Below are 23,915 nucleotides of genomic sequence, written 5' to 3'. Positions count from 1 at the left end.
ATACTCCGGAGGGGTTCGGGGAGGCAGAGCCTCCCCGACGGGTCGCCGTGCGCAGCACGGCGAAACCGCTCAGGCCGCCAGCGCCGCCGCGGGCGTGATCGCATCCAGGCCCAGGGCCTCGCCCACCGGCGCGTTGGTGATCCGGCCGGCGTGCACGTTCAGGCCGGCGGCCAGGTGCGGGTCGTCGGCACAGGCCTTGCGCCAGCCCTTGTCTGCCAGCGCCAGCATGAAGGGCAGCGTCGCGTTGCCGAGCGCCAGCGTCGAGGTGCGCGCCACGGCGCCCGGCATGTTCGCCACGCAGTAGTGCACGATGCCGTCCACCTCGTAGATCGGGTCCTGGTGGGTGGTGGCCTTCGAGGTCTCGAAGCAGCCGCCCTGGTCGATGGCCACGTCGACGATCACCGCGCCGGGTTTCATTGTCGAAAGCTGCGCACGGCTGACCAGTTTCGGCGCGGCGGCACCGGGGATCAGCACGGCGCCGATGACCATGTCGGCCTCGGCCACCAGCTCGGCGGTGTTCCCGGCAGAGGCGTAGCGCGTCCGGAAGACCGCGCCGAAGACGTCGTCGAGGTAGCGCATCCGCGACAGCGACCGGTCGAGCACGGTGACCTCCGCGCCCATGCCTGCGGCAACCCGCGCCGCGTGGGTGCCGACGACGCCGCCGCCGATCACCGCCACCCTGGCGGGGCCGACGCCCGGGACGCCGCCCATCAACACGCCGCGGCCGCCGTTGGCCTTCTGCAGCGACCATGCGCCGACCTGCGGCGCCAGACGGCCCGCGACCTCGGACATGGGCGCCAGCAAGGGCAGGCCGCCCCGCGCGTCGGTCACGGTCTCATAGGCGATGCAGGTCGCGCCGGAGGCGATCAGGTCGCGGGTCTGCTCCGGATCGGGGGCGAGGTGGAGGTAAGTGAACAGCACCTGGCCCTCGCGCAGCATGGCGCGTTCGGGGGCCTGCGGCTCCTTCACCTTGACGATCATGTCGGCGGTGGCAAAGACCTCGGCCGCGGTGTCGGCCAGCGCAGCGCCGGCGGCGGTGTAATCCTCATCGGTGAAACCGGCGCCGAGGCCCGCGCCTTTCTGGACGATCACCGAATGGCCGTGCGCCACCGCTTCCTGTGCGGCGTTGGGCGTCAGGCCGACGCGGAATTCCTGTGGTTTGATTTCTGTGGGGCATCCGATCTTCATGTCGTGATCCTTTGTGCCTTTGGTCCTGTTGGGGTGCGCAATTATGCCATGGGAGCCTTGCAAAAGGGTGCGAGACTGGGGCAACTTTGCGCACCGCCGCGCACGATTGTTCGACGGTTTGCAGGGCAAGCGGGAGGAATCTTCGAATATGGCGCTGGACGAGACGGATCGGCGACTCCTCAGGGTGCTTCAGCGCAAGGGCCGCATGTCGAACGCGGACCTCAGCGAACAGGTCAACCTGTCGCCCTCGGCCTGTCACCGGCGGGTGCAGCGGCTGGAGGCGGAGGGCTACATCCGCGACTACGTGGCGCTTCTGGATGCGCGCAAGCTGGCGCTGCCGACCACCGTCTTCGTGGAGATCACCCTGCAGGCGCAGGCCGACGAGGTGCTGGAGGCCTTCGAGACCGCCGTGTCCCGGGTGCCGGCCGTGCTGGAGTGCCACCTGATGGCGGGCACGGCGGATTACATCCTGAAGGTCGTGGCCGAGGACACGGAGGATTACGCCCGCATCCACCGCCAGTACCTGACGCGCCTGCCGGGCGTGGCGCAGATGCAGTCGTCCTTTGCGCTGAAGACGGTGTTCAAGACCACGGCGCTGCCGGTCTGAGGCGGGGCGCCTGTCCCGCCCGGACGCAAGGTCGCCGGACCTGCCCGTGCCCCGGGGACCGTGACGCACGCGCCCCTGTGACATTGCGGTGCCCCCCGCGCTGGGCCAAGGTGGCGGCGGAGCAGAGAGGGGGGCAGAAATGCAGGGCGATTGGGATCACATCGTGGTGGGCGCGGGCAGTGCGGGCTGCGTGCTGGCGCGGCGGCTGTCGGACGCGGGGCGGCGGGTGCTGCTGCTGGAGGCCGGGGGCCGCGACAACTACCACTGGGTTCATATCCCGATGGGCTACCTCTATTGTATCGGCAACCCGCGCACCGACTGGTGTTTCCGCACGGAGGCCGAGCCGGGCCTCGGCGGACGGCAACTGCTTTATCCGCGCGGCAAGGTGCTGGGCGGCTGTTCGTCGATCAACGGGATGCTCTACCTGCGCGGGCAAGCGGCGGATTACGACGGCTGGCGGCAGATGGGGCTGACCGGCTGGGGCTGGGACGACGTGCTGCCCTATTTCCTGAAGTCGGAGGACTATGTCGGCGGCAAGTCGGCGTTCCATGGCGTGGGCGGCCCCTGGCGTGTGGAGAACCAGCGCCTGCACTGGCAGGTGCTGGACGACTGGATGGCCGCCGCGGAGGCCGAGGGGCTGCCGCGCACCGAGGACTTCAACACCGGCGACAACGAGGGTGTGGGCTATTTCCGGGTGAACCAGAAGGGCGGCTGGCGGATGAACACCGCCAAGGCCTTCCTGCGCGGGGCGCGCAAGGATTTCCTGAAGGTGGAGACCGGCGCGCACGTGAAGCGGCTGATCGTCGAGGAGGGGCGCGCGGTGGGCGTGCTCTTTGAGCAGGGCGGCACGGAGCGGGAGGTGCGCTGCGTGTCTGACCTGATCCTCTCGGCGGGGGCGATCGGGTCGCCGCATATCCTGCAGCTGTCCGGGATCGGGCCGGGGGCGCTGCTGGCGGAGCACGGCATCGACGTGGTGGCGGAGGCGCCGGGCGTGGGGGCGGAGTTGCAGGACCACCTGCAATTGCGCTGCGCTTGGCGGCTGGAGAAGGCAAAGACGCTGAACACGCTGGCCAATTCGCTGTTCGGCAAGGCGCTGATCGGGGCGGAATACGCGTTCCGCCGGTCCGGGCCGATGTCCATGGCGCCGTCGCAGCTGGGCGCCTTTGCCCGTTCGCGCGAGGGGCTGGCCACGGCGGACCTGGAGTACCACGTGCAGCCGCTGTCGCTGGAAGCCTTCGGCCAGCCGCTGCACAACTTTCCGGCGCTGACGGCGAGCGTGTGCAACCTGCGCCCCGAGAGCCGGGGCACGGTGACTCTGGCCTCGCCCGATTTCCGCACGGCGCCGAAGATCGCGCCGAATTACCTCGCCACCGAGGGCGACCGGCGGGTGGCCGTCGACGCGATCCGGCTGACGCGGCGGATCATGGCGCAGGGGCCGATGGCGAAATACGCGCCGGTGGAGCTGAAGCCGGGCCCGGATTTCGAGAGCGCGGCGGAGCTGGCGGAGGCGGCAGGGCAGATCGGAACGACGATCTTCCACCCGGTGTCGACGGTGCGGATGGGCACGGACGACAGTGCGCCGCTGGACGGCGAGATGCGGTTCCGGGGCGTGGGCGGGCTGCGCGTGGTCGATGCCAGCGCCATGCCGCGGATCGTGAGCGGCAACACCAATTCCCCGGTCATCATGATGGCGGAGAAGGCCTCGGACATGATCCTCGCCGGGTGAGTGTCTTGCAGGGAGGGGGGGGCGCTGCCCCCGTCTCCCTCCGGGAGACTCCCCCGAGGTATTTTGGCCAAGATGAAGGGCGGGGCGGTCCCGGGTGGGGGCGTTTCGCGGGTCAGTCCTGTTTCGGGCGGTCGTCGTAGTCGCCCGAAAGGATGCGCTGGGCGTCGCCTTCGGGGTCGTCGTACTGGTTCGAGCGGATCGTGAAGACGAAGAACAGGAGGCCCGCGACGCCCAGCACGAGGGAGATCGGGATCAGGTAGGTGAGGACATTCATCGGTCGTGTGCCTTTCGGGCCGTTTCGGGGGCGTCTCAGCGCAGCCGGAGGGCGTTCAGCGAGACGGTGATGGAGCTGGCCGACATGGCCAGCGCGGCGATCAGCGGCGAGCAGAGGCCCGCCACCGCGAGGGGCACCGCGACGATGTTGTACCACGTGGCGATGGTGAAGTTCTCGCGGATGCGCTTCACGGCCTTGCGGGCGGTGGCCGCGGCCTCGGGGAGCGGCGCGAGGCTTTGGCCCAGCAGCACGATGTCGGAGGCCACGCGCGCCGCATCCAGCGCGGAGGCGGGCGAGATCGAGACATGCGCGGCGGTCAGCGCGGCGGTGTCGTTGAGCCCGTCGCCGACCATCAGCACGTGTGCGCCCTGGTCGGAGAGCGCCTTGATGCGGGCGGCCTTGTCCTGCGGCAGGGCCTCGGCCATCCACTGGGTGATCTCGAGGCGGGTGGCGAGGCTTTCGACCGCTGCCGTGGTGTCGCCGGACATCAGGATGACCTTCAGGCCGGATTGCCGGAAGGCGGCCACGGCCTCGGCGGCGCCGTCGCGCAGGCGGTCGGTGAAGAGGAAGGCCTGCGGCGGCGCGTCGCCGATCTGCAGCCAGGCGGCGGTCTGGTCGGTGGCGCTGCCGCCGACCCAGGCGGCGCGGCCGAGGCGCACCCTGCGTCCCTGCCAGGTGGCGCTTGTGCCGTAGCCCGGGACCTCGGTCACGTCGGAGAGGGGGGCAGGCGCGATGCCCGCCGCCCGCGCCGCCGTGGTGAGCGCGCGGGAGAGCGGATGCGCCGACCCTTCGGCCAGGGCGTGGGCGATGGCGAGGTCGGCCGTGGTGAAGGCGTCGAGGTTCACCGGCTCCGGCGTGCCGGCGGTCAGTGTGCCGGTCTTGTCGAAGACGACGGTGTCGACCTGTGCCAGCCGTTCCAGCGCGGTGGCGTCCTTGATCAGCAGGCCCTTGCGGAACAGCCGGCCGGAGGCGGCGGTGGTCACGGCGGGCACCGCGAGACCCAGCGCGCAGGGGCAGGTGATGATCAGCACGGCGGCGGCGATGTTCAGCGCGGTGCGCACGTCGCCGCTGTAGACCAGCCAGCCGAGGAAGCTGAGCGCGGAGAGGATGTGCACGCCCGGCGCGTAGAGCTTGGCCGCGCGGTCGGCGAGCGAGGTGTAGCGCGAGCGGCCCGATTCCGCGATGGCCACGAGGTCGGCCATGCGGGCGAGCGAGGTGTCGCGGCCCACGGCGCTGGCGCGGATGGTCAGCGGGCCGGTGAGGTTGACCTCGCCCGCGCTGACGGCGGTGCCGGGCGCGCCCAGCACCGGCAGGGTTTCCCCGGTCAGGAGCGAGCGGTCGCGTTCCGAGGTGCCGTCCACGATCTCGCCGTCGACGGGCATGCGGCCGCCGGGGCGGACGCGGATCAGGTCGCCGATGCGGAGGTCGGCGACGCTGACCTGTTCCTCGCCCGCCCCGGTCAGGCGCCAGGCGCGGGGCACTTCGAGGGCGGCCAGTTCCTCGGCCGCGGAGCGCGCGACGGAGCGGGTGCGGTGATCGAGATAGCGGCCCGTGAGCAGGAAGAAAGTCAGCGCGATGGCGGCGTCGAAATAGGCGTGTTCGCCCGAGAGCGACGTTTCCCAGAGCGAGGTGAAGACAGCCAGCAGGATGGCGAGGCTGATCGGCACGTCCATGTTGAGCGAGCGCGCGGCCAGCGCCCGCCACGCGTTGACGAAGAACGGCTGGGCGGAGAAGGCCACCGCCGGAAGCACGATCAGCGCGGAGATCCAGTGGAAGAGGTCGCGGGTTTCGCCCGCGGCGCCGGACCAGACGGCGATCGACAGCAGCATGACGTTCATCGCGGCGAAGCCCGCCACGGCGAGGCGCATCAGGAGGTCGCGGCCCGCGCGGTCGGTCGCGGTCGCCGAGAGCGCCGTGGTGTCGAGTTCATGCGCCTCGTAGCCTGCCGCCTCGACGAGCGGGATCACGTCGTCGGCGGTCAGGCCGGTGTCGCCCGCGAGGCTCACGCGCTTCATGGTCAGGTTGACGCGGGCGCTGTGCACGCGCGGGTCGGCGTTCAGCGCGCGCTCCACCTTCGACATGCAGGCGGCGCAGTGGATCGTCGGCAGCGAGAGGACGATATGCGCGTCTTTCGGGACCTCGAGATCGGCCAGCGACTGGGCCGCCGGGGCGGCGACGCAGGCGGGGCAGGCAGAGGCGGGCGGGCGCATGGTGGCGGTCATGACGGGGGGCTTTCGCGGCTCAGGGCTGATACATTTCGAGGCGTTGTTCGAAGGGCGTGCCGTCCATCGCGGTGGCGTTGATCCAGAGATCCCAGTTGCCCTTCGCCAGCTCCTCGCGCGCGACGTAGGCGGTGCCGTCCCAGCGGAACTGCGGGACGCGGTCGGCCTTCTGGTGGGTGGGGCGGCCGAGGATCACCTCCATTTTTGCGGCCTGCACCGGGACGCCCTTGTCGTCGACGATCTTCAGCACCAGCAGACCGCCGTCGTGGGTGGCGGAGATGTTCCAGCCGAGCGCCTGCTGCGCGGCGCGGCGGACGTCGAAGGTCTGCGAGGCGATGTAGGAGTTCCGGGTCTCCAGCCCCGGGAAGGTGCGCACCGCGTTGACGGCGAGTGCGACGTTCACCGCGATGATGAGCCCGAAGGCTGCGACGAAGCCTGCCAGCACGTGCCAGCCGGTGAGGCGGAATTCCTTGCGGACATCGGCCATCAGTTGACCCTCCCGTTGAAGATTGTGTCATTGTGGGCGCGGTCGCCGTTGGTCAGGTCCTCGACCCAGAAGCGGAACTCCGTCCGTTCGGATTCGGCGGGGTCGGAGCCTTTCGGCGCCACGACGAAGACCTTCTGCAGGTAGGTCTCGTTCGCGGGCACGGTCACCGTCTCGTAGGGGGTGCCTTCGAGCTGGATGCGCAGGTATTCGTTGCCGTTCAGGGTGATGCGGAAGGGCCGGTCCTCGCCGTGCTTGTTGAGCAGGCGGATGTCGTAGGTGTTGCGGACCGAGCCGTCCGACAGCACCACGAAGGTGGGGTTGCGGACCGGGGCCACGGTCATCTCGATCTCGGGCCGGACGAACAGCGCGAAGACGAGGCCGATGCCCACGAGGCTCCAGAGCGCGGTGTACATCATGGTGCGGACGCGGAAGATGTGCTGCCAGATCGGGCGGGGGGCGTTGCCCTCACGCTCGCGCGGTTCGTCGGACAGGGCGAGGTAGTCGATCAGGCCGCGCGGCTTGCCGACCTTGGCCATCACGTCGTCGCAGGCGTCGATGCAGAGCGCGCAGGTGATGCACTCCATCTGCTGGCCGTCGCGGATGTCGATGCCCATGGGACAGACGTTCACGCAGGCGTTGCAGTCGATGCAGTCGCCCAAGGTGTCGCGGGTCTTGCCCTTTCCGCGGGGTTCGCCGCGCCAGTCGCGGTAGGCGACGGTCAGCGTGTCCTCGTCCATCATGGCGGCCTGGATGCGCGGCCAGGGGCAGGCGTAGATGCAGATCTGTTCGCGGGCGAAACCGCCGAAGAAGAAGGTGGTGAGCGTCAGGATCAGCATCGTCGTGTAGGCGACGGGGTGAGCGTTCAGGGTCACGAGGTCGCGCAGCAGGGTCGGCGCATCGGCGAAGTAGAAGACCCAGGCGCCGCCGGTGGCGAGGCCGATCAGGAACCACAGCACCCACTTGGTGATCCGAAGCCGCGCCTTGTGGAAGTCGAGCTTCTTCTGGCGGTGCAGACGCAGGCGGTTGTTGCGGTCGCCCTCCACCCAGCGTTCCACGAGGATGAAGAGGTCCGTCCAGACAGTCTGCGGGCAGGCATAGCCGCACCAGACCCGCCCCAGCGCGGAGGTGAACAGGAAAAGCCCCAGCCCGGCCATGATCAGGAGGCCCGCGACGAAGTAGAACTCGTGCGGCCAGATCTCGATCCAGAAGAAGAAGAAGCGGCGGCCCGCGAGGTCGATCAGCACGGCCTGGTCGGGAAGCTGCGGCCCGCGGTCCCAGCGGATCCATGGCGTCACGTAGTAGATGCCAAGCGTGACGATCATGATGATCCACTTGAGATTGCGGAACTTTCCGCTGACGCGGCGCGGGAAGATCGGTTCGCGGCCGGCGTAGAGGGAGGTCGGTTGGGTGTCGGACACGGGGGAATCGCTCCGTTAAAGGCTTGTCTGAGGGGCCTTTTCACAGACCGGCCCCGCGACCTCCTTGACCTGCATCAATTTCTGAATCTGCGATCTAGGTTTTCTCGGCGTTGCGCTGGAGCCAGCGCAGGAAAGCCTTGAGCGGCGGCCTTGGCACGCCGGGCCGGGTGACGATCCAGTAGCCTTTCGAACGGGTGTCCTCGAACAGCAGCCGCAGGCGTCCGGCGGCGATGTCGGATTCGGCGAAGACCCGGGCGAGGATCGCCACGCCCTGACCCTGCCGCGCCGCTTCGAGCATCATGTTGCCGGGCAGGGAGGTGAAGCCGAGGCCGCTGTCGCGCTCGATCCCGAACTGGGCGAACCAGCTTGTCGCCTCGTTGGTGCCGTACTCCTGCAGCCAGTGCAGGTGCGACAGGTCGGCGGGGCTTTCGATGGGCCTGTCGCCCACCAGCCCCGGCGCGGCCACGACCACGATGGGGGAGCGGACGAAAAGCTCTGACTGGAGGCCGGGCCATGAGCCGTTGCCGTAGCGCAGCGCCATGTCGATCCCGCCCGGTTCCAGCCCGCGCACGTCGGCGGAGGGGTCGATCATCAGGTTGATCTCCGGATGTTCGGAGCGAAAGCTGGCCAGCCGCGGCAGGAGCCAGCCGGAGGCGAAGGTCGGCGTCGTGGAGATCAGCAGCGGGCGGTCTGCATCGGCGCCGGTCAGCGCCTCGAGCGTGGTGGCGATCTGGCCGAAGCTTTCGCGCAGGGTGCGGGCCAGCGTGTCGCCCTCGGCGGTGAGGGCCATCTTGCGGCCGGATCGGTCGAGAAGGGCAAGTCCCAGGTGCGCCTCGAGCGCGCGGAGCTGCTGGCTGATCGCCGCGTGGCTGACGTTGAGCGTGTCCCCCGCTGCGCTGACAGAGCCGGTCTCTGCATAGGCGGCAAAGGCGCGGAGGGCTGCGAGGGAGGGCAGGCGGGACCAATGCATATTCAAGTCTGGCTTACATGAGGAATATATTCCTGGCTCGCATGAAAAGGTGTCCTGGGTCAAGTTTCCAGTATCGAAACCGCGACCACAGGAGACGCGACATGTTCAATATTCTTGCACGCACCGCAATGATAGCAACCTTTCAGGATGTGCGGCCCGCGCCCCGGCACACGGCCCGGCACGAGCCCTTGCCGAAGCTTTCGTGGACGCAGGAGGATCTGCCCTTCCGCAACCACGCCGGGGCCCGGAGGGGGTACGATGATTGATCCGGTCATCTACCTCAGCCGCTTGCTGGTGCCCCGCGACGGGCGCATCCGCTCGGCCCGCCCGCTTCCGAAGGGGCATGTGCCGGGACTGCTGTTCTGGTGAAAGCGCGCCAGCCGCAAGAACCGCCCGGTGGCAGTGCGGCTGGCGTGAACTGAAGGGGAAAGGGACGCCGGTGTCCCAGGAAACGCGCGAACAGGACAGGACACCGGCGCCATACATCCGGCCTTGCCGCCGGGTGTTTCGCGTTCGGGGGGAGGGCCCCGAAGCTTATGCGTCCATCATAGCCGCACTGCGGCGCAGGGCCTTGACCTGAGTCAAATCGCGAGGCTCTGCCTGCGCGTTTTCGAATGTTTTTTCTGCACTTCGCGCCAGATCTCGTCCGGCAGGGCGACCCCGGCGATGCTGCCGTTGCTGGTCACCTGATTCCGGCCGTTGTTCTTCGACGCGTAAAGCGCGATGTCGGCGCATTTCACCCAGGCGTCCTGGCTGGTGATGTCGGGGTCGAGCTCTGCCACGCCGAAGCTGGCCGTGAGCGCCGGCATGTCGGAGGCCGGATCGGGAGCCTCCGCCAGCCTCTGGCGCATCTGCTCGGCCATGATCGCGGCGCTGTTGGCGCAGGTGCCGGGCAGGATCACGGCAAATTCCTCCCCGCCGACGCGGTAGAGACGGCGGTTGGCGCCGATCACCGCCTCCAGTCTGCGGGCGACGTCGGCGAGCACGCGGTCGCCCATGTCGTGGCCGTAGTCGTCGTTGATCGACTTGAAGTGGTCGATGTCGATCAGGATCAGGCTGGCCTGCGCGTCGTTGCGCCGCACGGTGCGGAAGACGTTTTCCAGGTCGCGGCGGAACTGACGGCTGCTGCCCGCGCCGGTCAGCCAGTCCTGCGTGGCGGCGCGTTCCAGTGCGGCGATCTGGCGTTCCTGCGCCAGTTGCTGGGCGGCGAAGCGCGCGAAATCCGAGATGAGCTGCCGCTCGGCGATGGTGAAACCCGGCCGCGACAGCGGGTTCAGGAAGCTGAGCGTGCCGATCCTTTCGCCGCCGACGACCAGCGGTACGCCGACGTAGGTCCTGAGCCCGATCTCCGGCAGCAGGGGATGGTCCTGCGCGGCCTCGGTGCCGTGCGTCTCGAACGGGACGTCGCCGGCGAGCGCGATGCGGCAATCGCTTTCCTCCAGCGGGAAGAGCGTGCCGACGGGGATCGGTGCCAGCGTCGACCGGGCATGCAGGACCAGCAGGCTGGCGTCGCGGACGAGGCCCACCAGCCCCACCGGCATGTGCAGGAATTCGCAGGCCAGCGAGATCATGGCCTCGATCTTTTCACCGGGTGAGGTGGCGTGGTCGGTGGCGATGTCGAACAGCTTGTCCTTGACGCGGACCAGCCGGTTGACGGCGGTGCGGTCCTCGAGGATGCGGACGTGGCCGAGGATCGCCCCGTCGCGGGCGAGGAAGGTCCAGCCGGATGTCTCCGCCTCGATCAGGGAGCCGTCGCGGCGCAGGTAGCTGGTGATGACCCGGTGATCGGAGCCGATCATGCGCGGGCCCGACAGCCGGTGCGTGACGCCGAATTCCTCCTGCTCGCCGTAAAGGCAGTCGAGCGGGCGGCCCGTCAGTTCGGCGCGGCGGTAGCCGGTGAGACGTTCGAAGGGCCGGTTGCACCACTGCACGCGACCGGAGGAATCGGTGAACACCACGGCGTCATGGCAGACCTGGAAGACGGCTTCGACAAGCTCCGTTCCACGGGGGCGCGCTGTCGGGACAGGGGCGTTCATGGGTTTCATCGACACGTACTCTGGTGACCTGACGAAGAGATATCGGCGAGGCTGATTGAGATTTGGTAAATGATACCGGCCAAATTTTTCGAAAACGGGAATGGAAAAACCCTCCGCCACGGGGGCGGAGGGTTCATGATTATCGGCGCTGGAACAGCGGCTTACTCGGAGGCTTCGCCGCCACCCAGGCCGTGCACGTAGGTTGCGACCGCGCGGATCTCCGCTTCGGACAGACGCGGGCCCCAGGCGGGCATCTGGCCGTAGCGGGCGTTCCAGACCGTCTCGTGCAGCGACTCGTAATCGCCGCCGTAAAGCCAGATCGCATCGCTCAGGTTCGGGGCGCCCTGCGTGCGGTCGCCGGTCGCATCCTCGCCGTGGCAGGAGGCGCAGTTGTCCATGAACACCGTCTCACCCTCGGCGACGAGGCTGGCGTCGCGCGGCTCGCCCGAGAGCGACATCACGTAGTTGACCACCGCGTCGATGCTGTCCCGTTCAAGCAGCTCGTCGCGGCCGAAGGCGGGCATCTGCGACTGGCGCAGCCAGTCCTCGTCCGTGGGCTGGCGGATGCCGGTGGTGATCGTGGTGTGGATGTCCTCGATCGAGCCGCCCCAGAGCCAGTCGTCGTCGACAAGGCTGGGGTAGCCGTTGGGCTCCGACCCGCCGTCGGCGCCCGAGCCGTGGCACTGCGAGCACCACGACCGGAAGACCGCCGCACCGGCGTTGCGGGCATAGGTCTGAAGCTCCGGATCGGCGGAGACGGAGGCGAGTTCCACGCTGGCCAGCTTGTCGTTGATCGGGCCGTTCATCTCTTCGACGCGGGCGATCTCCTCGGCGACCTGGGCGCGTGTGGAGAAGCCCAGGAGACCCGCCGTGGAGCCGGTGATCCCCGGCCATGCCGGATAGGCGATGGTGTAGCCCACGCCCCAGACGATGCAGGCGTAGAAGGTGTACAGCCACCACTTCGGCAGCGGCTTGTTGTACTCCTCGATCCCGTCCCAGGAGTGGCCGGTGGTCTCGTAGTCGTGTCCCGGCTTGATGTTCTTCTTCTCGTCGTCGCTCATCGCGTGAGCCTCCTTATGTCTCGGACCGGTCCGCCGCAGCGGGCCTGTCGTCATGCCGGAAGGGGATGCTGGCGGCGTCGTCCTGTGCGCGCCGGGCGCCCGGGCGCAGGGCCCAGATCACCACGCCCGCGAAGAAGGCGGTCATGGCGAGCAGCGCCCAGCTGTCGGCGAAGCTGCGGAGGAGGGAATAGGTGTCCATGTCCATGTCTCCTTAACGGTGCGCGTCGGGGGTGAAGGTCGAGAAGTCGACCAGCGTGCCCAGCATCTGCAGGTAGGCGATCAGCGCGTCGGCCTCGGAGATGCCCGGCTGGCCGTCGAAGTTGCGGACGTTGATCGCCTCGCCGTAGCGTTCGAGCAGGCCGTCGTAGTCGCCGTCCGGGTCGATCTGCGCCATGAAGTCGCTTTCCGCGTTCTCGATCATCTCGTCCGTGTAGGGGACGCCGATCAGCTTGTGCGTCTTCATGATGTCGCCGATGTCGGCCGCGGCCAGCATCCCCGACACCAGGCCGGCGTTCTCGTCCAGCATGCGCTGTTCGAGGTAGCCGTACTTCGGCATGACCGATTCAGGCACCACCGACTGCGGGTTGCGCAGGTGGTCGACGTGCCATTCGTCCGAGTAGCGGTCGCCGACGCGGGCAAGGTCCGGCCCGGTGCGCTTCGATCCCCACTGGAAGGGGTGGTCGTACTGGCTTTCGGCGGCGAGGCTGTAGTGGCCGTAGCGTTCGACCTCGTCGCGCATCGGGCGGATCATCTGGCTGTGGCAGACGTAGCAGCCTTCGCGCAGGTAGACCTCCCGGCCCGCCAGTTCCAGCGGGGTGTACGGACGCATGCCTTCGACGTCCTCGATGGTGTTCTCGAGGTAGAAGAGCGGCACGATCTGCACCAGCCCCCCGATGGTCACCACGAGGAAGGCGAAGATCGCCAGAAGGGTGACGTTTTTCTCGAGGATGGCGTGTTTCTTGAGAATGCTCATGTCCGGTCCTCCTTATTCGGCCGGAGTCGCATGAGCGGCGGCGGTGCTTGCCTCGACGGCAGGCGCACGACGCGCGGTCATGTACAGGTTGTAACACATGATGAGGGCACCCGCGACGTAGAGCAGGCCGCCGGTTGCACGGACCACGTACATCGGGAACTTGGCGCCCACGGTGTCGGCGAAGGAGTTCACGAGGAAGCCGTTGGCATCCACCTCACGCCACATCAGGCCTTCCATGATGCCGGTGACCCACATGGAGGCGGCGTAGAAGACGATGCCGATGGTGGCGAGCCAGAAGTGCCAGCTGACCATCGAGAGCGAGTAGAGGCGTTCGCGGTTCCAGAGTTTCGGCACAAGGTAGTAGAGCGCGCCGAAGGTGATCATGCCGTTCCAGCCAAGCGCGCCGGAGTGGACGTGACCGATGGTCCAGTCGGTGTAGTGGCTCAGCGAGTTCACCGCGCGGATCGACATCATCGGGCCTTCGAAGGTCGACATGCCGTAGAAGCCCACGGAGATCACCATCATCCGGATGACCGGGTCGGTGCGCAGCTTGTCCCATGCGCCCGAGAGCGTCATCAGGCCGTTGATCATGCCGCCCCAGGAGGGCATCCACAGGATCACCGAGAACACCATGCCGAGCGTCGAGGCCCAGTCGGGCAGCGCGGTGTAGTGCAGGTGGTGCGGACCGGCCCAGATGTAGATGAAGATCAGCGCCCAGAAGTGGATGATCGACAGCTTGTAGGAGAAGACGGGACGTTCGGCCTGCTTCGGGATGAAGTAGTACATCATGCCGAGGAAACCGGCGGTCAGGAAGAAGCCCACGGCGTTGTGGCCGTACCACCACTGGGTCATCGCGTCCTGCACGCCCGAGAACACCTGCACCGACTTCGACCCGAAGATCGAGACCGGGATCGCGAGGTTGTTGAACACGTGCAGCATGGCGACGGTGATGATGAACGACAGGAAGAACCAGTTCGCCACGTAGATGTGGGGTTCCTTCCGCCGCACGATGGTGCCGACGAAGACAGCGAGATAGGCGAGCCAGACCACGGTCAGCAGCAGGTCCACGTACCACTCCGGCTCGGCGTATTCCTTGCCGTGGGTGGAGCCGAGGACATAGCCGGTCGCGGCCAGCACGATCACGAGCTGGTAGCCCCAGAAAACGTACCACGCGAGGTTGCCGCCCCAGAGCCGTGCCGCCGAGGTGCGCTGCACCACGTAGAATGACGTCGCCAGCAGCGCGTTGCCGCCGAAGGCGAAGATCACCGCCGAGGTGTGCAGCGGACGCAGGCGCCCGAAGTTCATGTACCCCTGCGCCCAGTCGAAGTTGAGCACCGGGAAGGCCAGCTGGGTGGCGATGAATGTCCCGGCAAGGAAGCCGACAACGCCCCAGAGCGCGGTTGCGATCACGCCGTAACGGATCACGCCGTCGAAGTATTGGGTTTCATCGATGGGCTTCGCCGGCTCGTCCGTGTTCCGCAGAACCCAGACGAACAGACCCGCTGCAATCGCCATCACGAGGAGCGCGTGCACCAGGTAAGCCACATCACGTGCAAAGTTGGCCCCGATCGCGGCGAAGATCGCGATCAGCCCAAGCACGATCAGCTTGAGGTAATTGGTCATGTTTCGTCCCTTCGTCAGACCCATACGATTCGAGAGACCGCTTGGGCGGTTATTTGACTGGGACCCTCATGGCGTTTGGCGGAAAACCGGACCTTGATCTGCATCAATGGATCGGCGGCGATAGCTTGACCGGCGTCAAAGTGCGACAATTCGCTGGCATTTAGGGTGAAAGGATATCGGACAGGAGACTGATCATGGCTTTCAAGACTTTGTTGACCGTCATCACCGACGCGGACCTCGTGGACCCCACCATCGCCGCTGCGGCTGACCTTGCATCCGCGATGGATGCGCATCTCGATGTGCTGTGCCTCGGCGTGGACCGGACGCAGACCGGGTATTACTACGCCGGCGCCAACGCGATGGTGCTGCAGGAGACCCTGAGCCGCGCGTCCGCGGAGGGCGAAAGCCTTGCCGCCGCGGCGCGCAAGGCGCTGGGCAGGACCGACGTCCGCTGGGCGGTCGATCACGGCGTGGCGCAGCTTGCCGACCTTGGCCGAATCGTCGCGGCACGTGCGCGGTTCTCGGACCTTGCGGTTCTGCCCAAGCCCTACGGCGAAGGCTGCGGGATCGAGCTTGAGCCGGTGCTGGAAGGTGCGCTCTTCGACGGGCAGGTGCCGGTCATCGTGAATCCGGGCAGCGGCGTCACGCTGACCGCCGCCCCCAAGCGGATCGCGCTGGCGTGGAACGAAAGCAGCGAGGCGCTGCGCGCCGTGCGCTACGCCATGCCGTTGCTGAAGCAGGCGGACACCGTGCACGTGGTGGTGATCGATCCGCCGCAGCACGGGCCGAACCGCTCCGACCCGGGCGGGATGCTGTCGCAGTACCTGGCGCGCCACGGCGTGAAGCCGGAGATCGACGTGCTGTCGAAGACCATGCCGCGCGTGTCGGACGTGCTGCTGCGCCATTGCGCCGATGTGGAAGCGGATCTCGTGGTGATGGGGGCCTACGGGCACTCCCGCTTCCGCGAGGCGATCCTGGGCGGTGCGACCCGCAGCATGCTGGAGCAGACGGCGCTGCCGGTGTTCATGGCCCACTGAGCGAGCGGGGCTGACCGCCTCAGGACAGCCTTTCGAATATGGCTGTCAGGACAGCCCCTCGATCAGGGCGCGCAGGGCGGCCGGGTCCGCATCCAGTTCCCGGTCGAGCGCGTCATGCTCTGCCCGCCAGATCGGCGCGGCCTCTTTCAGGAGGGAGTGACCGTCGGGGGTGAGCGACACGCGACGATTGCGCCGGTCCTTCGGGTCCGGCGTGGTCTGCACCAGCCCGCGGCGTTCCAGCACCTTGAGCGCCGCGGTCAGCGTCGTGCGGTCCATGGCAAGGAAATCGGCCACGTCGGTCATGCGCGGCGGCTCGGGCCGGTTCAGCGACATCAGCAGGGAATACTGGCCGTTCGACAGCCCCACGGGCTTCAGCGCCGCATCGAAGCGGCGCGCCAGCGTGCGGGCCGCGCGCTGCACCCTGAAACAGAGGCAGCGGTCACGCACCTCGAGGGTGGTCGCATAGGGAAGCTGGTGATCCGGCTGTTTCATGTTGATATCAACTTAATGCCCTCTAAGGTGGTCCGTGTCAACAGGAGGGAATCGCATGTCTTACGTCTGGGGGTTTCTGGTGGCCGTGCCGGAAGAGAACAAGGCCGCCTACATCGAAAGCGCCGAGAAGAGCTGGCCGCTGTTCCGGGATTACGGCGCTACGGCGCATTGGGAATGCTGGGAAGAGGACGTGCCGGAGGGGGAGGTGACCTCCTTCCCGATGGCCGTGAAGCGGGAGCCGGGCGAGAAGGTGGTGTTCTCGTGGGTCGTCTTCCCCGACAAGGCGGCGGCGACGCGTTGCCACGAGAGCTTTGGCAGCGACCCGCGCTGGGAAGAGATGACCATGCCCTTCGACGGGAAGCGCATGGTCTACGGGTATTTCGACACGGTCTTTGCCGAAACGGCCTGAGATGGGTCGCGTCATGCGTCGGGCGGCACGATCCGCCCGGTGCTGACCGGGACGGCGCTGCCGCGCACGAGGATGCGGCCGGGTGCGCCATTCTCGGAATGCACCGTCAGGACGATTTCCGACGCGCGCCCCATCTCGACGCCTTGGTGAAGGGTGAACTGCGCTGTGTCCGCCTCCAGCGCTCCGCTGGCTTTCAGTTGCGCCGCGAAGATCGCAGAGGCCGATCCGGTGGCCGGGTCCTCCGGGATGCCCGCGGTCGGCGCGAACACCCGCGCGCGGAAATCGCAGGCGGTGCCGGGGGTATAGAGGTAGGCGGAATCGACGCCGGCGAGGTCCGTGATCGCCGACCATGCGGGTTCCAGCGGACGGGCGGCGGCCAGCGCGTCCATATCGCTGACCGGCACGTAAAGGAACGTCGGGCCGCCCTGCCAGAGGCCGGGGCGGTGCGAGCCGAAGCCGATCTGCTGCGGCGCGAGGCCAAGCGCCTCGCCAATAAGCGCATCCTCGGGGATTGCACCCTTGTCCGGCGCGAAGGGCAGGACGGGCGCCTGGAATTCGGCCCACGCGGCACCCTCGTCGCGCCAGACATCGACGGGGACGAGGCCCGCGACCTCCTCAAGCACGATGCGGGTTTCGAACGCGCCTTCGGGTGCGTCCTTCAGCGCCAGGTGCAGGGCGCAGCCGATGGTCGGATGCCCGGCAAAGGGGATCTCTGCCGTCGGGAAGAAGATGCGGACCTTGGCGGTGTGTGCCGGGTCGTCGGGCGCCATGACGAAGATCGTCTCGGACAGGTTGAACTCGCGCGCGATGGTCTGCATCTGCGCCGTGCTCAGGCCATCCGCCCCCTCGACGATGGCGAGAGGGTTGCCCGCGAAACGCCGTGTCGTGAAGACGTCGCAGGTGGCAAAGCTCAGCGTATCAGGCAAGCATGCCACCGTCGGAATCGTCGCCGGCCTCCTGCATCAGCCGGTCCATGTCCGGAACCGTCACGTGCCGCTTGCCTTCCAGCGTGATGACTCCGTCCTTCTTCAGTGCGGACATCTGGCGGCTGACGGTTTCCAGCGTGAGACCGAGGTAGTCGGCCATCGCCTCGCGCGTCAGCGGCAGGTCGAAGACGATGGGGGCATCGCTGCCGCGCATGTTCAGCGTCGCATCGCGCCGGGCGATGATCGACAGGAGCGAGGCGATCTTTTCCCGCGCGGTCTTGCGGCCCAGCACCAGCATCCATTCGCGCGCCGCGTCGAGTTCGTCGAGCGTCATCTCGAGCAGGCGCTGCGCGATATGCGGTGTGCGCATCATCATCTCCTCGAACGGCGTCTTGCGGAAGCAGCACATCACGAGGTCGGTGGTCGCAACCACATCGTAGGCGGCGTTGGTCCGGCCCGGGCGTCCGACGAAATCCGACGGCAGGAGAAGGCCCACCATCTGCGTGCGTCCGTCTTCCATCGTCTGGGTCAGGGACGCGATGCCCGACACGACGGAGCCCACGAAATCCATCTTGTCGCCCGACCAGATCACCATCTGGCCCGCCTCGAACTTGCGGTAATACTTGATCTCTTCCAGCCGCTCGAGCTCGTCCGACTCGCAGCGGGCGCAGACCGCGCGATGGCGGATCGGACAGTCGTCACAGTGCTGGTTAACTGTCAGACTTCTCTCGTTCAGCATGGCGTGATTGCCCCTTTTGATCTGCGTCAAGGTCGCCCTCTCTCACAGGGCCTAACCGTACGCGTATGGCGATACGAACACAACTCGCGCGGCTGGGTCTCTTTGACGCCAAGGTTCCGCGATACACCTCATATCCGACCGCCCCGCATTTTGCCGGGGACGTCGGCCCGGACCGGTTCGGCGAGTGGATCGGCGCTGTGCCGGAGGGCGGGAACATATCTCTGTATCTGCATGTTCCCTTCTGCAGAAGGCTGTGCTGGTTCTGTGCCTGCCGCACGCAGGGCACGGCCACGGCCAAGCCGGTCGAAGCCTACGTGGAGACCTTGCAGGCCGAACTGAAGCTTCTGCGGAAGGCCCTGCCGCCGGGTGTCAAACTGTCGCGCCTGCACTGGGGCGGGGGCACGCCGACGCTGCTGTCGCCCGACATGATGTCCCGGCTGATCGGGGAGATTCGCGAGACGGCGGACTTTGCCGAGCATGCGGAGTTCTCGGTCGAGATCGACCCGAACGAGATCGACGCCGCACGGCTCGACGCGCTGGCGGCGGGCGGGATGAACCGCGCCTCCATCGGGGTGCAGGACTTCGACGAGCAGATCCAGGAGGCCATCGGGCGGCCGCAGGGCTATGACGTGACCCGCAAAGCCATCGAGATGATCCGCGAGCGTGGCGTGGCCAGCCTGAACACCGACATCCTTTTCGGACTGCCGCACCAGACCCGCGCGCGGATCACCGAGACGGTCCAGAAGCTTCTGAGCTTCGCGCCGGATCGGGTGGCGCTTTACGGCTATGCGCATGTGCCGTGGATGGCGAAGCGCCAGCAGATGATCCCGTCGGACATGCTGCCCACGCCGCAGGAACGGCTCGACCTGTTCGAGACGGCGCGGCGGCTGTTCGTCTGGGACGGCTACGCCGAGATCGGAATCGACCACTTCGCGGTGCCGGGCGACGGTCTGGCCATCGCGCAGAAGACCGGCAAGCTGCGTCGCAATTTCCAGGGCTACACCGACGACACCTCGGAGGTGCTGATCGGGCTGGGGGCCTCCTCGATCTCGCGGTTCCCGCAGGGCTATGCGCAGAACGCGCCCTCGACCTCGGCCTATACCGGCGCGATCCGCGAGGGGCGTTTCGCGACATCGCGCGGCCACACGTTCAAGGGCGAGGACAAGCTCAGGGGGAGGCTGATCGAAGCGCTGATGTGCGATTTCCGCATTGATGCCGACGAGATCGTGTCCGGCTACGGCGTCTCGCGCGAGTGGCTGTTCCGCACCTTCCGGGATACCGCCGCCGCGTTCGACAACCTGCTCGAGGTCACGGAGGACGGGCTGTACCTGCCCGAAAAGACCCGCCCGCTGACCCGGATGGTGGCGCGCACCTTCGACGCCTACGACCTGAGCAAGGCCGGGCACAGTTCGGCGATCTGATCGTCCTTCAGGGGGTGTCGCCCTCGGACTCTTCGGCTTCGAGGGCGGCCAGCCAGCGGGTGAAGATCCGGTCGAGCGCGGCGCGATCCTCGGTGTTCAGATGCGCCAGCAGCCGGTGCTGGTTGGCCACGTGGTCGCCGACCGCGGCGTCGATCACGCTATGGCCCTTTTCCGTCAGCCGGATCACCGTGCCGCGTCCGTCCGCGGGGTCGGGCGTACGCTCCACCAGTCCCTGCGCGGCCAGCCGGTCGAGCCGGTTGGTCATCGTCCCGGAGGTCACCATGGTGGAGGCGAGCAGCGCTTTCGGGGTCAGCGCATGGGGCGGTCCGGATCGTCGCAGCGTGGCCAGAACGTCGAAGCCCGCGGAGTTCAGGCCGTGCTTCGCAAACACCTCTTCATGAGAGTGCCGGAGCCGCCGGGCCAGACGTGTCATCCGTCCGAGCGTCACCATCGGCCCGACGTCGAGGTCGGGGCGTTCGGTGTTCCATTGCTGCCTGATGCGGTCGACGTGATCCATGCGGGTAGGGGTGGCGGAATTTTATCTTGACGTCAAGCAATCCGTATATATCTTGACGCCAAGATAAATATCTCGACTTCAAGATAAAGGTTTCGCCATGTCCTCCCGCCTGAATGTCGTCGCGCTGACCGCGCTGGCTCCGATCATCTGGGGATCGACCTACATCGTCTCGACCGAAGCCTTGCCGGGCTGGCCGCCGCTGCTGGTGGGCCTGCTCCGGGCCTTGCCCGCCGGGCTGATCCTGCTGGCGGTCACCCGGAAACTTCCGTCACGCGACTGGCTGGGCCGGATCGCGCTTCTGGGGGCGCTGAACTTCACCATCTTCTGGGGCGCGCTCTTCGTCGCGGCCTACCGGCTGCCCGGGGGCGTGGCCGCGACACTGGGCGCCTTGCAGCCGCTTTTCGTCACGGTCCTTGCCAGCCTGCTGCTGGGGGCGCCGTTCCGGCTGGCGGCGGTGCTGGCGGCGCTGGCCGGGGTAGGGGGCGTAGGTCTGCTGATCCTCGGGCCGGGTGCCGCGCTCGATCCCGTGGGCGTGGCGGCGGCGCTGGTCGGCGCGCTCAGCATGGCGACGGGCATGGTGCTGACGCTCAGGTGGACGCCGCCGGTGGACCGCCTGACCTTCGTTGCGTGGCAACTGACGGCGGGGGGTGTGCTGCTGATCCCGCTGGCACTGATCGCCGGTGGCGAGGTGCCCGCGGTCGACCTGAAAGCGGTGGCGGGGCTGGTCTGGCTGGGGCTGATCGGCGGGGCGCTGACCTACGTCATCTACTTCCGCGGCATGACGACCCTTGGCGCGCCGGCTGCCTCGGGTCTGGGGTTCCTCAGCCCGCTCAGCGCGGTGACGCTGGGCTGGGTGCTGCTGGGGCAGGCGCTGAGCCCGCGCCAGATGGCAGGCGCGGGCGTGGTGCTCCTGTCGGTCTGGGCCGTGCAGAAGGTCAACGCCCGCCCGACGCCGAAGGCTCAGGCCCAGACTCAGGCGGTATCGAGCGCCGCGGCCAGAAGCGTGCGGGTGTAATCGGTCTGTGGGTTGGCAAAGATCTGTTCCGCCGGCCCGCTTTCCACGACGTCGCCCTGCTTCATCACGATGACCTTGTGGCTCATGGCGCGGACGACCTTCAGGTCGTGGCTGATGAACAGGTAGGCGAGGTTGTACTTCTGCTGCAGGTCGCGGAGCAGGTTCACGATCTGAACCTGCACCGTCATGTCCAGCGCCGAGGTCGGCTCGTCCAGAACCACCAGCCGGGGCCGCAGGACCATGGCCCGGGCGATGGCGATGCGCTGCCGCTGCCCGCCCGAGAATTCGTGCGGGTAGCGGTGCATCATCATCGGGTCGAGCCCGACCTCTGCCATGACCTTCGCCACTTCGGCCCGGAAGGTGCGGCGGTCGCCCTTGGCGTGCACTTCCAGACCTTCGGAGATGATCTGTTCGCAGGTCATCCGCGGACTGAGCGAGCCGTAGGGGTCCTGGAAGACGATCTGCATCTCTGAGCGCAGGCGCCTCAGTTCCTTGGTCGACCACGCGCGCACGTCCTCGCCGCGGTAGGTGATCGCGCCCTGCGACTTGATGAGCCGCATGATGGCCAGCGCGAGCGTCGTCTTGCCGGAGCCGCTTTCGCCCACGATGCCGACGGTTTCCCCGGCGCGCACGGCGACGGTCGCCTCGTTCACCGCCTTCACGTAGCCCACCGTGCGCTTCATCAGGCCGCGCTGGATCGGGAACCAGATGCGCAGGGAGTCGGTGCTGGCGATCTCCTCGGCGTCCGGCTTGACCGGATTGGGCACGCCTGTGCTTTCGGCCGACAGAAGCTTTTGCGTGTAGGGGTGCTGCGGATTGGCGAAGATCTCGGACGTGCGGCCCTGTTCGACGATCTCGCCGTCCTTCATCACGCAGACCCGGTCGGCGATGCGGCGCACGATGCCGAGGTCGTGGGTGATGAACAGGAGGCTCATGTCCTCCTGCGACTTGAGGTCGGCCAGCAGGTCGAGGATCTGCGCCTGGATCGTCACGTCGAGTGCTGTGGTCGGTTCGTCCGCGATCAGCAGGTCCGGACCGTTGGCCAGTGCCATGGCGATCATCACCCGCTGCCGCTGCCCGCCCGAAAGCTGGTGCGGATAGGCCTGCAGGCGGGTTTCGGGGTCGCGGATGCCGACCTTGGTGAGCAGTTCGAGGATGCGCGTGCGCGCCGCGTCGCCCGACAGCCCCTGGTGCAGTTCGAGGCTTTCGCGGATCTGCTTTTCCAGCGTGTGCAGCGGGTTCAGCGAGGTCATCGGCTCCTGGAAGATGAAGCTGATGTCGTTGCCGCGCACCTCCCTCAGACGTTGGTCGGAGGCGCCGACCATCTCCTTCCCGGCGTAGAGGACGGAGCCTTCGACCACCGCGGATTCGCCGTGCAGGGACACGGTGGAGAGGGCGGTGACCGACTTGCCGGAGCCGGATTCGCCCACCAGTGCCACCGTTTCGCCCTTGGCGATCTCGAACGAGACGCCCTTCACCGCCTGGATGACCTTGCCGTCCTGGCGGAAGGAGACCTTCAGGTCGCGGACCTTCAGCAGTTCACTCATTGAAACGTCTTCCTCGGGTCAAAGGCATCGCGCACCCCTTCGAAGATGAAGACGAGCAGCGAGAGCATCACGGCGAAGACCGTGAAGGCGGTGAACCCCAGCCAGGGGGCCTGGAGGTTCTGCTTGGCCTGAAGCGTCATCTCGCCCAGCGACGGTGCGGCGGCGGGCAGGCCGAAGCCGAGGAAGTCGAGCCCGGCCAGCGACGAGATCGTGCCGGTCACGAGGAACGGCAGGAAGGTCACGGTCGCCACCATGGCGTTGGGCAGCATGTGCCGGAACATGATCGTGTTGTTCGACACCCCCAGCGCCTTGGCCGCGCGGACGTATTCGAGGTTGCGGGCACGCAGGAATTCCGCGCGCACCACGCCCACGAGCGCCGTCCAGCTGAAGGCAATCATCAGGAAGATCAGCAGGCTGTAGCTTCGCCCGAAGATCGCGAACATGATGATGATGACGTAAAGCATCGGGATCGCGCCCCAGATCTCGATCACCCGCTGGAACACGAGGTCGAGCCAGCCTCCGAAGTAGCCCTGCAGCGCGCCCGCGATGATGCCGATGACGGAGGATATGGCGGTCACGATCAGGGTGAAGAAGATCGACAGGCGGAAGCCGTAGATCACCCGGGCGAAGACGTCACGCTTGGCATCGTCGGTGCCGAGCAGGTTGTTGCCGCGCTTGTCCGGGGGCAGGAGGCCGAAGTGCCGTTCCTCGTCGTCGCCCTTCCAGAACCCGATCACGTCGGGCGGCAGCGGCGCCGCGCCCGAGCGTTCGACGGGCGTGTCGTAGGTGTAGGGAATGAGCGGCCAGAGCGTCCAGCCCTTGTGAAAGTCGGGGTCGTCGATGGTGCCCTCTTCGGCCTGCACGATCAGCCCCTCGGGATCGTCGAAGCAGGCGTCGAGGCCGCCGGTGGCGATCAGGCACTGCACCTCCGGGTCGCGGTAGGCCGCTTCGGTCCGGAAGTCGCCGCCGAAGTCGGTCTCGGCGTAGAAGTTGAAGATCGGCATGTAGTAGCTGCCGCGGTAGTTCACGAGGATCGGCTTCTCGTTCGCGATGAACTCCGCGAACAGCGACAGGCCGAAGAGCACCGCGAAGATCCACAGCGACCAGTAGGCGCGGCGGTTGCGGGTGAAGTTGCGCCAGCGGCGGCGGTTGAGGTTGGACATCGCGAAGCGGCCGCGCTTGTCCTCGGGGATCTCGTAGCCGAGATCGGTCATCTGTTCCGCCGTG

The 23,915-nt window shown here is 67.4% G+C and carries 23 protein-coding genes; 6 read left to right on the top strand and 17 right to left on the bottom strand.

Features of this window, described 5'->3' with window-relative positions; all coding sequences use genetic code 11:
* Positions 1-69: 69 nt before the first annotated feature.
* On the bottom strand, positions 70-1,188 hold the full coding sequence (ald, locus tag CDO87_RS04170) for an alanine dehydrogenase (protein ID WP_100927601.1): 1,119 nt from the start codon (positions 1,186-1,188) through the stop codon (positions 70-72).
* A 148-nt stretch (positions 1,189-1,336) separates the two neighbouring features.
* Between ald and CDO87_RS04165 the strand changes: the two genes are divergently transcribed.
* Positions 1,337-1,795: an Lrp/AsnC family transcriptional regulator gene (locus tag CDO87_RS04165; protein ID WP_100927600.1), complete on the top strand. Its 459-nt coding sequence runs from the start codon at positions 1,337-1,339 to the stop codon at positions 1,793-1,795.
* Between the two features lie 139 nt (positions 1,796-1,934).
* On the top strand, positions 1,935-3,521 hold the full coding sequence (locus CDO87_RS04160; protein WP_100927599.1) for a GMC family oxidoreductase: 1,587 nt from the start codon (positions 1,935-1,937) through the stop codon (positions 3,519-3,521).
* A 112-nt stretch (positions 3,522-3,633) separates the two neighbouring features.
* On the opposite strand, the gene ccoS is transcribed toward CDO87_RS04160, so the two are convergent.
* The 10 genes from ccoS to ccoN form a co-directional block, all read right to left on the bottom strand.
* The gene (gene ccoS, locus CDO87_RS04155; RefSeq protein WP_100927598.1) at positions 3,634-3,795 is read right to left on the bottom strand and encodes a cbb3-type cytochrome oxidase assembly protein CcoS; all 162 of its coding nucleotides are present in this window, start codon (positions 3,793-3,795) and stop codon (positions 3,634-3,636) included.
* Between the two features lie 35 nt (positions 3,796-3,830).
* The gene (locus tag CDO87_RS04150) at positions 3,831-6,017 is read right to left on the bottom strand and encodes a heavy metal translocating P-type ATPase (RefSeq protein ID WP_100927597.1); all 2,187 of its coding nucleotides are present in this window, start codon (positions 6,015-6,017) and stop codon (positions 3,831-3,833) included.
* Positions 6,018-6,036: 19 nt separating this feature from the next.
* Positions 6,037-6,504: a FixH family protein gene (locus CDO87_RS04145; protein ID WP_100927596.1), complete on the bottom strand. Its 468-nt coding sequence runs from the start codon at positions 6,502-6,504 to the stop codon at positions 6,037-6,039.
* On the bottom strand, positions 6,504-7,922 hold the full coding sequence (gene ccoG / locus CDO87_RS04140) for a cytochrome c oxidase accessory protein CcoG (protein ID WP_100927595.1): 1,419 nt from the start codon (positions 7,920-7,922) through the stop codon (positions 6,504-6,506). Before ccoG ends, CDO87_RS04145 begins: the two co-directional genes overlap by 1 nt.
* A gap of 94 nt (positions 7,923-8,016) precedes the next feature.
* Positions 8,017-8,892, bottom strand: a complete 876-nt coding sequence (locus tag CDO87_RS04135) for a LysR substrate-binding domain-containing protein (protein ID WP_100927594.1) — start codon at positions 8,890-8,892, stop codon at positions 8,017-8,019.
* 581 nt (positions 8,893-9,473) lie between these two features.
* On the bottom strand, positions 9,474-10,937 hold the full coding sequence (locus CDO87_RS04130) for a diguanylate cyclase (protein ID WP_100927593.1): 1,464 nt from the start codon (positions 10,935-10,937) through the stop codon (positions 9,474-9,476).
* Between the two features lie 152 nt (positions 10,938-11,089).
* The gene (gene ccoP / locus CDO87_RS04125) at positions 11,090-11,989 is read right to left on the bottom strand and encodes a cytochrome-c oxidase, cbb3-type subunit III (protein WP_100927592.1); all 900 of its coding nucleotides are present in this window, start codon (positions 11,987-11,989) and stop codon (positions 11,090-11,092) included.
* A 13-nt stretch (positions 11,990-12,002) separates the two neighbouring features.
* A complete protein-coding gene (locus CDO87_RS04120) occupies positions 12,003-12,188 on the bottom strand; it encodes a cbb3-type cytochrome c oxidase subunit 3 (RefSeq protein ID WP_100930831.1) in 186 nt (61 codons plus the stop codon).
* A 12-nt stretch (positions 12,189-12,200) separates the two neighbouring features.
* Entirely contained in the window at positions 12,201-12,962 is a 762-nt protein-coding gene (ccoO, locus tag CDO87_RS04115) for a cytochrome-c oxidase, cbb3-type subunit II (protein ID WP_100927591.1), read from the bottom strand.
* Positions 12,963-12,974: 12 nt separating this feature from the next.
* A complete protein-coding gene (gene ccoN / locus CDO87_RS04110; protein WP_100927590.1) occupies positions 12,975-14,585 on the bottom strand; it encodes a cytochrome-c oxidase, cbb3-type subunit I in 1,611 nt (536 codons plus the stop codon).
* Positions 14,586-14,779: 194 nt separating this feature from the next.
* Between ccoN and CDO87_RS04105 the strand changes: the two genes are divergently transcribed.
* On the top strand, positions 14,780-15,622 hold the full coding sequence (locus CDO87_RS04105) for a universal stress protein (protein ID WP_100927589.1): 843 nt from the start codon (positions 14,780-14,782) through the stop codon (positions 15,620-15,622).
* 45 nt (positions 15,623-15,667) lie between these two features.
* On the opposite strand, the gene CDO87_RS04100 is transcribed toward CDO87_RS04105, so the two are convergent.
* Complete coding sequence (locus CDO87_RS04100) at positions 15,668-16,114, bottom strand: MarR family winged helix-turn-helix transcriptional regulator (RefSeq protein ID WP_100927588.1); 447 nt, start codon at positions 16,112-16,114, stop codon at positions 15,668-15,670.
* 55 nt (positions 16,115-16,169) lie between these two features.
* Between CDO87_RS04100 and CDO87_RS04095 the strand changes: the two genes are divergently transcribed.
* Positions 16,170-16,523, top strand: a complete 354-nt coding sequence (locus tag CDO87_RS04095; protein WP_100927587.1) for a DUF1428 domain-containing protein — start codon at positions 16,170-16,172, stop codon at positions 16,521-16,523.
* 11 nt (positions 16,524-16,534) lie between these two features.
* On the opposite strand, the gene CDO87_RS04090 is transcribed toward CDO87_RS04095, so the two are convergent.
* The gene (locus CDO87_RS04090) at positions 16,535-17,458 is read right to left on the bottom strand and encodes a PhzF family phenazine biosynthesis protein (RefSeq protein ID WP_254698334.1); all 924 of its coding nucleotides are present in this window, start codon (positions 17,456-17,458) and stop codon (positions 16,535-16,537) included.
* On the bottom strand, positions 17,442-18,188 hold the full coding sequence (gene fnrL, locus CDO87_RS04085; RefSeq protein ID WP_100927585.1) for a transcriptional regulator FnrL: 747 nt from the start codon (positions 18,186-18,188) through the stop codon (positions 17,442-17,444). Before fnrL ends, CDO87_RS04090 begins: the two co-directional genes overlap by 17 nt.
* 65 nt (positions 18,189-18,253) lie before the next feature.
* Between fnrL and hemN the strand changes: the two genes are divergently transcribed.
* On the top strand, positions 18,254-19,609 hold the full coding sequence (gene hemN, locus CDO87_RS04080) for an oxygen-independent coproporphyrinogen III oxidase (protein ID WP_100927584.1): 1,356 nt from the start codon (positions 18,254-18,256) through the stop codon (positions 19,607-19,609).
* A gap of 7 nt (positions 19,610-19,616) precedes the next feature.
* Here the strand turns inward: hemN and CDO87_RS04075 are convergent, their stop codons facing one another.
* Positions 19,617-20,126, bottom strand: a complete 510-nt coding sequence (locus CDO87_RS04075) for a MarR family winged helix-turn-helix transcriptional regulator (RefSeq protein ID WP_100927583.1) — start codon at positions 20,124-20,126, stop codon at positions 19,617-19,619.
* 97 nt (positions 20,127-20,223) lie between these two features.
* Here CDO87_RS04075 and CDO87_RS04070 point away from each other — a divergent pair, with 97 nt between their 5' ends.
* Positions 20,224-21,141, top strand: a complete 918-nt coding sequence (locus CDO87_RS04070) for an EamA family transporter (protein WP_100927582.1) — start codon at positions 20,224-20,226, stop codon at positions 21,139-21,141.
* Here the strand turns inward: CDO87_RS04070 and CDO87_RS04065 are convergent.
* Both CDO87_RS04065 and CDO87_RS04060 read right to left on the bottom strand, forming a co-directional pair.
* A complete protein-coding gene (locus CDO87_RS04065) occupies positions 21,099-22,688 on the bottom strand; it encodes an ABC transporter ATP-binding protein (RefSeq protein ID WP_100927581.1) in 1,590 nt (529 codons plus the stop codon). The two genes, CDO87_RS04070 and CDO87_RS04065, sit on opposite strands and share 43 nt — an antisense overlap.
* Positions 22,685-23,902, bottom strand: a complete 1,218-nt coding sequence (locus CDO87_RS04060) for an ABC transporter permease (RefSeq protein ID WP_100930830.1) — start codon at positions 23,900-23,902, stop codon at positions 22,685-22,687. Before CDO87_RS04060 ends, CDO87_RS04065 begins: the two co-directional genes overlap by 4 nt.
* Positions 23,903-23,915 lie beyond the last annotated feature (13 nt).

The organism is Sagittula sp. P11, from assembly GCF_002814095.1.
Classification (GTDB): domain Bacteria; phylum Pseudomonadota; class Alphaproteobacteria; order Rhodobacterales; family Rhodobacteraceae; genus Sagittula.
This window is presented reverse-complemented; position numbering and strand designations above follow the sequence as displayed.